Source organism: Bacillus pretiosus, from assembly GCF_052947655.1.
On sequence record NZ_CM129593.1, the window covers coordinates 1 to 7500 of the forward strand.

The following is a 7500-nucleotide window of genomic DNA, read 5'->3' on the forward strand; positions in this document are numbered from 1 at the left end:
TTGGAAAACATCTCTGATTTATGGAACAGCGCCTTAAAAGAACTAGAAAAAAAGGTCAGTAAACCAAGTTATGAAACATGGTTAAAATCAACAACCGCACATAATTTAAAGAAAGACGTGTTAACAATTACAGCTCCAAATGAATTCGCTCGTGATTGGTTAGAATCTCATTATTCAGAGCTAATTTCGGAAACACTTTATGATTTAACGGGGGCAAAATTAGCTATTCGCTTTATTATTCCCCAAAGTCAAGCTGAAGAGGAGATTGATCTTCCTCCTTCTAAACCAAATTCAGCACAAGATGATTCTAATCATTTACCACAGAGTATGCTAAATCCAAAATATACGTTTGATACATTTGTTATTGGCTCTGGTAACCGTTTTGCTCACGCTGCTTCATTGGCCGTAGCCGAAGCGCCAGCTAAAGCATATAATCCCCTCTTTATTTACGGGGGAGTTGGACTCGGAAAGACCCATTTAATGCATGCAATTGGTCATTATGTAATTGAACATAACCCAAACGCAAAGGTTGTATATTTATCATCAGAAAAATTTACAAATGAATTCATTAATTCTATTCGTGATAATAAAGCGGTCGATTTTCGTAATAAATACCGTAATGTAGATGTTTTATTGATAGATGATATTCAATTTCTAGCAGGAAAAGAACAAACTCAAGAAGAGTTTTTCCATACATTCAATGCATTACACGAAGAAAGTAAACAAATTGTAATTTCAAGTGATCGGCCACCAAAAGAAATTCCAACTTTAGAAGATCGTCTTCGTTCTCGCTTTGAATGGGGACTCATTACGGATATTACGCCACCAGATTTAGAAACACGAATTGCAATTTTACGTAAAAAAGCAAAGGCTGAAGGACTCGATATACCAAATGAGGTTATGCTTTATATTGCAAATCAAATTGATTCAAACATTCGTGAACTAGAAGGTGCACTTATCCGAGTTGTAGCTTATTCATCTTTAATTAACAAAGATATTAATGCTGATTTAGCAGCTGAAGCACTTAAAAATATTATTCCAAATTCTAAACCAAAAATTATCTCCATTTATGATATTCAAAAGGCTGTCGGGGATGTTTATCAAATAAAACTGGAAGATTTCAAGGCGAAAAAGCGAACAAAATCAGTTGCCTTCCCTCGCCAAATTGCAATGTATTTATCACGCGAACTTACAGATTACTCCTTACCTAAAATCGGTGAAGAATTTGGTGGACGTGATCATACAACAGTTATCCATGCTCATGAAAAAATTTCTAAGCTGCTTAAAACGGATACGCAATTACAAAAACAAGTTGAAGAAATTAACGATATTTTAAAGTAGTAGCTGAATAGTGTGAATAACTTTCCTTGTTTTACGCACAGTCTATCCACATGTAGATAGACTGTTTTTACATCCTTCAACGGGGTTATCCACATATCCACAGGCCCTATTACTATTACTACTATTTTTTATCTTTATTAATTAAATAAAATATTATACTTACCGGAGGTTTTTCTTTATGCGTTTTACAATACAAAAAGACTATCTTGTAAGAAGTGTACAAGATGTAATGAAGGCTGTTTCTTCTCGTACAACAATTCCGATCCTTACAGGAATTAAAGTTGTCGCTACGGAAGAAGGAGTTACGTTAACAGGAAGCGATGCTGATATTTCTATTGAATCTTTTATCCCAGTTGAAGACAATGGAAAAGAAATCGTAGAAGTAGCACAATCAGGAAGTATTATTTTACAAGCAAAATATTTTAGTGAGATTGTAAAAAAATTACCTAAAGAGACTGTCGAAATTTCTGTGGAAAATCATTTTATGACAAAAATAATTTCTGGAAAATCAGAGTTTAATTTAAATGGTTTAGATTCTGCTGAATATCCATTGTTACCACAAATTGAAGAACATCATGTTTTTAAGATCCCAACAGATTTACTGAAACATATGATCAGACAAACTGTATTTGCAGTTTCCACTTCTGAAACAAGACCAATCTTGACAGGTGTAAACTGGAAAGTATATAACAGCGAATTAACTTGCATTGCTACAGATAGTCACAGGTTAGCTCTTCGAAAAGCAAAAATCGAAGGAATCGCAGATGAATTTCAAGCGAATGTTGTTATTCCAGGTAAAAGCTTAAATGAATTAAGCAAAATTCTAGATGAGTCTGAAGAAATGGTAGATATCGTTATTACGGAGTATCAAGTATTATTCCGTACAAAGCATTTATTATTCTTCTCAAGATTGTTAGAAGGTAATTATCCGGATACAACTCGTTTAATTCCAGCCGAAAGTAAAACAGATATTTTTGTAAATACAAAAGAATTTTTACAAGCGATTGATCGTGCATCTTTATTAGCAAGGGATGGTCGTAATAATGTTGTAAAATTATCAACTTTAGAACAGGAAATGCTAGAAATTTCTTCGAATTCACCAGAAATTGGGAAGGTAGTAGAAGAAGTTCAATGTGAAAAGATGGATGGGGAAGAGTTAAAAATATCTTTTAGTGCAAAATATATGATGGATGCACTAAAAGCTTTAGATAGTACTGAAATTAAAATTAGCTTTACTGGTGCGATGAGACCATTCTTAATTCGTACAGTAAATGATGAGTCCATTATTCAATTAATTTTACCGGTTCGTACTTACTAAGTAAGAAGTAAGGGTTGCTAGTTTTCAGATACTAGTAGCCCTTATTTGATTTTTGGGTATTACTTTCCTAATGTTAGTTTATTTAGTACAATGAAAGAATGAACACTTTCAGAAAGTGAGCGATTTTATGAAACGTATTAAAATTTCAACAGAGTATATTACGCTAGGACAATTTTTGAAGTTAGCCGATGTAATTGATACAGGTGGCGCTGTAAAATGGTTTTTACAAGAATATGAAGTGTACGTGAATCAAGAACTTGAAAATAGAAGAGGTCGCAAATTATATGCGAACGATATTATTGAAATTCCAGGAAGCGGAAGTTTCCAAGTTCAGGCATAAAGGGGGAGCCCTTTGTTTATTTCAGAAATACAATTAAAAAACTATCGCAATTATGAAAAGTTAGAGCTTTCCTTTGAAGATAAAGTGAATGTGATTATCGGTGAAAACGCACAAGGGAAAACGAATTTGATGGAAGCTATTTATGTTTTAGCGATGGCGAAATCTCATAGAACCTCTAATGATCGCGAGCTTATCCGTTGGGATGAAGACTTCGGTCAAATTAAAGGGAAATTACAAAAGAGAAATAGTTCTTTGTCTTTGGAATTAAATATTTCGAAAAAAGGTAAAAAGGCAAAATTAAATCAACTTGAACAACAAAAATTGAGTCAATATATTGGCATGATGAATGTTGTCATGTTTGCCCCAGAAGATTTAAATCTTGTAAAAGGAAGCCCTCAAGTAAGAAGACGCTTTTTAGATATGGAATTAGGCCAAATAGCTCCAATCTATTTGTATGAATTGAGTCAATATCAAAAGGTGCTCACGCAACGAAATCACTTGCTGAAAAAGATGCAAGGGAATAGTAAGAATGAGGAAACGATGTTGGATGTATTTACACTTCAACTTATTGAGCATGGTGCAAAAATATTGCAAAAACGGTTTGAGTTTTTGCATTTACTACAAGAATGGGCAGCTCCAATTCATCGCGGTATAAGCCGCGGATTAGAAGAATTAGAAATTGTCTATAAACCAAGTGTAGATGTATCAGAATCAATGGATTTGTCGAAAATAAAAGAAGTATACTATGAAAATTTTCAATCTGTGAAACAACGTGAGATTTTCCGTGGTACGACTTTAATTGGTCCTCATCGTGATGATTTACAATTCTTCGTTAATAGTAAAAATGTTCAAGTCTTTGGTTCGCAAGGACAACAACGAACGACCGCACTGTCCCTAAAATTAGCTGAAATTGAATTGATTTACTCAGAAGTTAAGGAATATCCGATTCTTTTATTGGATGATGTATTATCAGAATTAGATGATTATCGTCAATCGCATCTGTTAAATACAATTCAAGGAAAAGTGCAAACATTTGTGACAACGACGAGTGTCGACGGAATTGAACACGAAACATTAAAAGAAGCGAAAACAATTCATGTAACGAACGGCACGGTAGATTGTGAAATAGATAGGGCGTAATCCCTATTTAAATGGAAAAGTAGGTGATCTTTGTGTCAATGGAACAAAAGCAAATGGAAGAAAACTCATATGATGAAAGTCAGATACAGGTACTTGAAGGATTAGAAGCGGTTCGAAAACGCCCTGGGATGTATATTGGATCTACAAGTGGAAAAGGACTTCACCATCTTGTGTGGGAAATCGTCGATAATAGTATTGATGAAGCACTTGCAGGGTATTGTGATGAAATTAACGTTAGTATCGAAGAAGATAATAGTATTCTTGTAACGGATAATGGACGTGGTATTCCAGTTGGTATACAAGAAAAAATGGGACGTCCTGCTGTAGAAGTTATAATGACCGTTCTTCATGCTGGTGGTAAGTTTGGCGGTGGCGGTTATAAAGTTTCTGGTGGTTTGCATGGTGTTGGGGCATCTGTAGTAAATGCTCTATCAACAGAACTAGAGGTATTTGTACATCGTGAAGGCAAAATCCATTATCAAAAATACGAAAGAGGTATCCCGGTTGCGGATTTAAAAGTCATTGGTGACACAGATCAAACAGGGACGATAACTCGATTTAAACCAGATCCAGAAATTTTTCAGGAAACAATAGTATACGAATTTGATACGTTAGCAACTCGTATGCGCGAATTAGCATTTTTAAATCGTAATATTAAATTAACAATTGAAGATAAACGTGAACATAAACAGAAGAAAGAATTCCATTATGAAGGTGGAATTAAATCATATGTTGAACATTTAAATCGTTCAAAACAGCCAATTCATGAAGAACCTGTATATGTAGAGGGTTCAAAAGATGGTATTCAGGTTGAAGTTGCGCTTCAATATAACGAAGGATACACAAATCATATTTACTCATTTACAAATAATATTCATACGTATGAAGGTGGTACACATGAGGTAGGATTTAAAACAGCCTTAACTCGTGTGATCAACGATTATGGTCGTAAAAATAATATTTTAAAAGATGCGGATAGTAATTTAACTGGTGAAGATGTTCGTGAAGGTTTAACAGCGATTGTGTCAATTAAACATCCAAATCCACAATTCGAAGGACAAACGAAGACGAAACTTGGAAATAGTGAAGCAAGAACAATTACAGAGTCAGTATTCTCAGAGGCATTTGAAAAGTTCTTACTGGAAAATCCGAATGTTGCACGTAAGATTATAGATAAAGGGACGATGGCAGCGCGTGCGCGTGTAGCAGCTAAAAAGGCTCGTGAGTTAACTCGCCGAAAGAGTGCTTTAGAAGTTTCAAGTTTACCAGGGAAATTGGCAGACTGTTCTTCTAAAGATCCAGCAATTAGTGAAATCTATATCGTAGAGGGTGACTCTGCGGGTGGGTCTGCAAAACAAGGACGTGATCGTCATTTCCAAGCAATTTTACCGCTGAAGGGTAAAATTATTAATGTTGAAAAGGCACGCTTAGATAAGATTTTATCAAATGATGAAGTTCGTACAATTATTACGGCGATTGGTACAAATATCGGCGGAGACTTCGCTATTGAAAAAGCACGCTATCATAAAGTTATTATTATGACGGATGCCGATGTTGATGGTGCGCATATTCGTACCCTATTATTAACGTTCTTCTATCGCTATATGCGTCAAATAATTGAGTGCGGTTATATATATATTGCACAGCCACCTTTGTTTAAAGTACAACAAGGTAAGAAAATTCAATATGCTTACAATGATAAGGAACTTGAAAAAATCTTAGCTGAATTACCAGCCCAACCTAAGCCGGGGATTCAGCGTTATAAAGGTCTAGGGGAAATGAATCCAACTCAGTTATGGGAGACGACAATGGACCCAGAAGTACGTTCATTACTTCAAGTTTCACTTCAAGATGCAATTGAAGCGGATGAAACATTTGAAATTTTGATGGGAGATAAAGTAGAGCCACGTCGTAACTTTATCCAAGAAAATGCAAAATACGTGAAAAACCTTGATATTTAAATGGGTAATGACAGGAATCTAAGTATTCCTGTCTTCTACATATAAATCAATGTATGTGTAACGGAAATGTAAGAGGAGGTGCTGGTTGATGTCAGACAATCAACAACAAGCACGAATTCGAGAAATTAATATTAGTCATGAAATGCGTACCTCGTTTTTAGATTACGCAATGAGTGTTATCGTATCTCGTGCATTACCAGATGTTCGTGATGGATTAAAACCTGTGCATCGTAGGGTTTTATATGCGATGAATGATTTAGGAATTACAGCTGATAAAGCGTATAAAAAATCAGCGCGTATTGTCGGTGAAGTAATCGGTAAGTATCACCCTCACGGTGATTCAGCTGTTTACGAGACGATGGTACGTATGGCGCAAGATTTTAGTCAACGTTATATGCTTGTTGATGGGCATGGTAACTTTGGTTCTGTTGATGGTGATTCAGCAGCAGCGATGCGTTATACAGAAGCAAGAATGTCTAAGATTTCTATGGAATTAATACGTGATATTTCAAAAAATACGATTGATTATCAAGATAACTATGATGGTTCTGAAAGAGAGCCAATTGTATTGCCAGCGCGTTTCCCTAATTTATTAGTGAATGGTACGACGGGTATTGCGGTAGGTATGGCAACGAATATTCCACCGCATCAACTTGGTGAAGTAATTGATGGTGTATTGGCACTAAGCCATAATCCCGACATTACGATTGCGGAATTAATGGAGTTTATTCCAGGACCAGATTTTCCAACAGCAGGTTTAATTTTGGGACGAAGTGGGATTCGAAGAGCGTATGAAACAGGTAGAGGCTCTATTATGCTTCGAGCTAAAGTTGAAATTGAAGAGAAGTCAAATGGTAAACAATCTATTCTCGTAACTGAACTACCTTATCAAGTTAATAAGGCGCGATTAATTGAAAAAATTGCAGAATTAGTTCGTGATAAGAAAATTGAAGGTATTACGGATTTACGTGATGAGTCAGATCGAAACGGTATGCGTATTGTTATGGAAGTACGCCGTGATGCCAATGCCAATGTACTATTAAATAATCTATATAAACATACAGCACTTCAAACAAGTTTCGGTATTAATATGTTGTCTCTTGTAAATGGAGAGCCACAAGTACTGAATTTAAAACAAAATTTATATCATTACTTGGAGCATCAGAAGGTAGTAATTCGTCGACGTACTGCTTATGAATTAGAAAAAGCAGAGGCGCGTGCTCATATTTTAGAAGGATTACGAATTGCTCTAGATCATCTAGATGAAGTTATTACGTTAATTCGTAGTTCGAAAACAGCAGATATTGCAAAACAAGGCTTAATGGAACGTTTCGGTTTAAGTGAGAAACAAGCACAAGCAATTTTAGATATGCGTCTGCAACGTTTAACAGGATTAGAAC

6 protein-coding genes (1 of these 6 only partly in view) are annotated in these 7500 nt (G+C 35.4%); all 6 read left to right on the forward strand.

The genetic code is table 11. The features are described from left to right. Positions 1-1341: a chromosomal replication initiator protein DnaA gene (dnaA, locus tag ACU8YW_RS00005; RefSeq protein ID WP_000428027.1), complete on the forward strand. Its 1341-nt coding sequence runs from the start codon at positions 1-3 to the stop codon at positions 1339-1341. Between the two features lie 178 nt (positions 1342-1519). After that, positions 1520-2659, forward strand: coding sequence for a DNA polymerase III subunit beta (gene dnaN / locus ACU8YW_RS00010; protein ID WP_087981847.1), 1140 nt, complete (start codon positions 1520-1522; stop codon positions 2657-2659). A 127-nt stretch (positions 2660-2786) separates the two neighbouring features. Continuing rightward, a complete protein-coding gene (gene rlbA / locus ACU8YW_RS00015; protein ID WP_000821366.1) occupies positions 2787-2999 on the forward strand; it encodes a ribosome maturation protein RlbA in 213 nt (70 codons plus the stop codon). A gap of 12 nt (positions 3000-3011) precedes the next feature. Then, on the forward strand, positions 3012-4139 hold the full coding sequence (gene recF / locus ACU8YW_RS00020) for a DNA replication/repair protein RecF (protein WP_000470742.1): 1128 nt from the start codon (positions 3012-3014) through the stop codon (positions 4137-4139). Between the two features lie 38 nt (positions 4140-4177). Next, positions 4178-6100: a DNA topoisomerase (ATP-hydrolyzing) subunit B gene (gyrB, locus tag ACU8YW_RS00025; RefSeq protein WP_000435974.1), complete on the forward strand. Its 1923-nt coding sequence runs from the start codon at positions 4178-4180 to the stop codon at positions 6098-6100. Positions 6101-6188: 88 nt separating this feature from the next. Further along, positions 6189-7500: the 5' portion of a DNA gyrase subunit A gene (gene gyrA, locus ACU8YW_RS00030; RefSeq protein ID WP_001282859.1), read on the forward strand. 1160 nt of this gene lie beyond the right edge of the window; 1312 of the gene's 2472 nt are visible here — the first part of the coding sequence; it begins with the start codon at positions 6189-6191; its stop codon lies off the right edge, out of view.

Excerpts from the sequence above, each read along its gene's own strand:
- dnaN (WP_087981847.1), top strand. The coding sequence starts at position 1,520 with ATGCGTTTTACAATACAAAAAGACTATCTTGTAAGAAGTGTACAAGAT.
- rlbA (WP_000821366.1), top strand. The coding sequence starts at position 2,787 with ATGAAACGTATTAAAATTTCAACAGAGTATATTACGCTAGGACAATTT.
- gyrB (WP_000435974.1), top strand. The coding sequence starts at position 4,178 with ATGGAACAAAAGCAAATGGAAGAAAACTCATATGATGAAAGTCAGATA.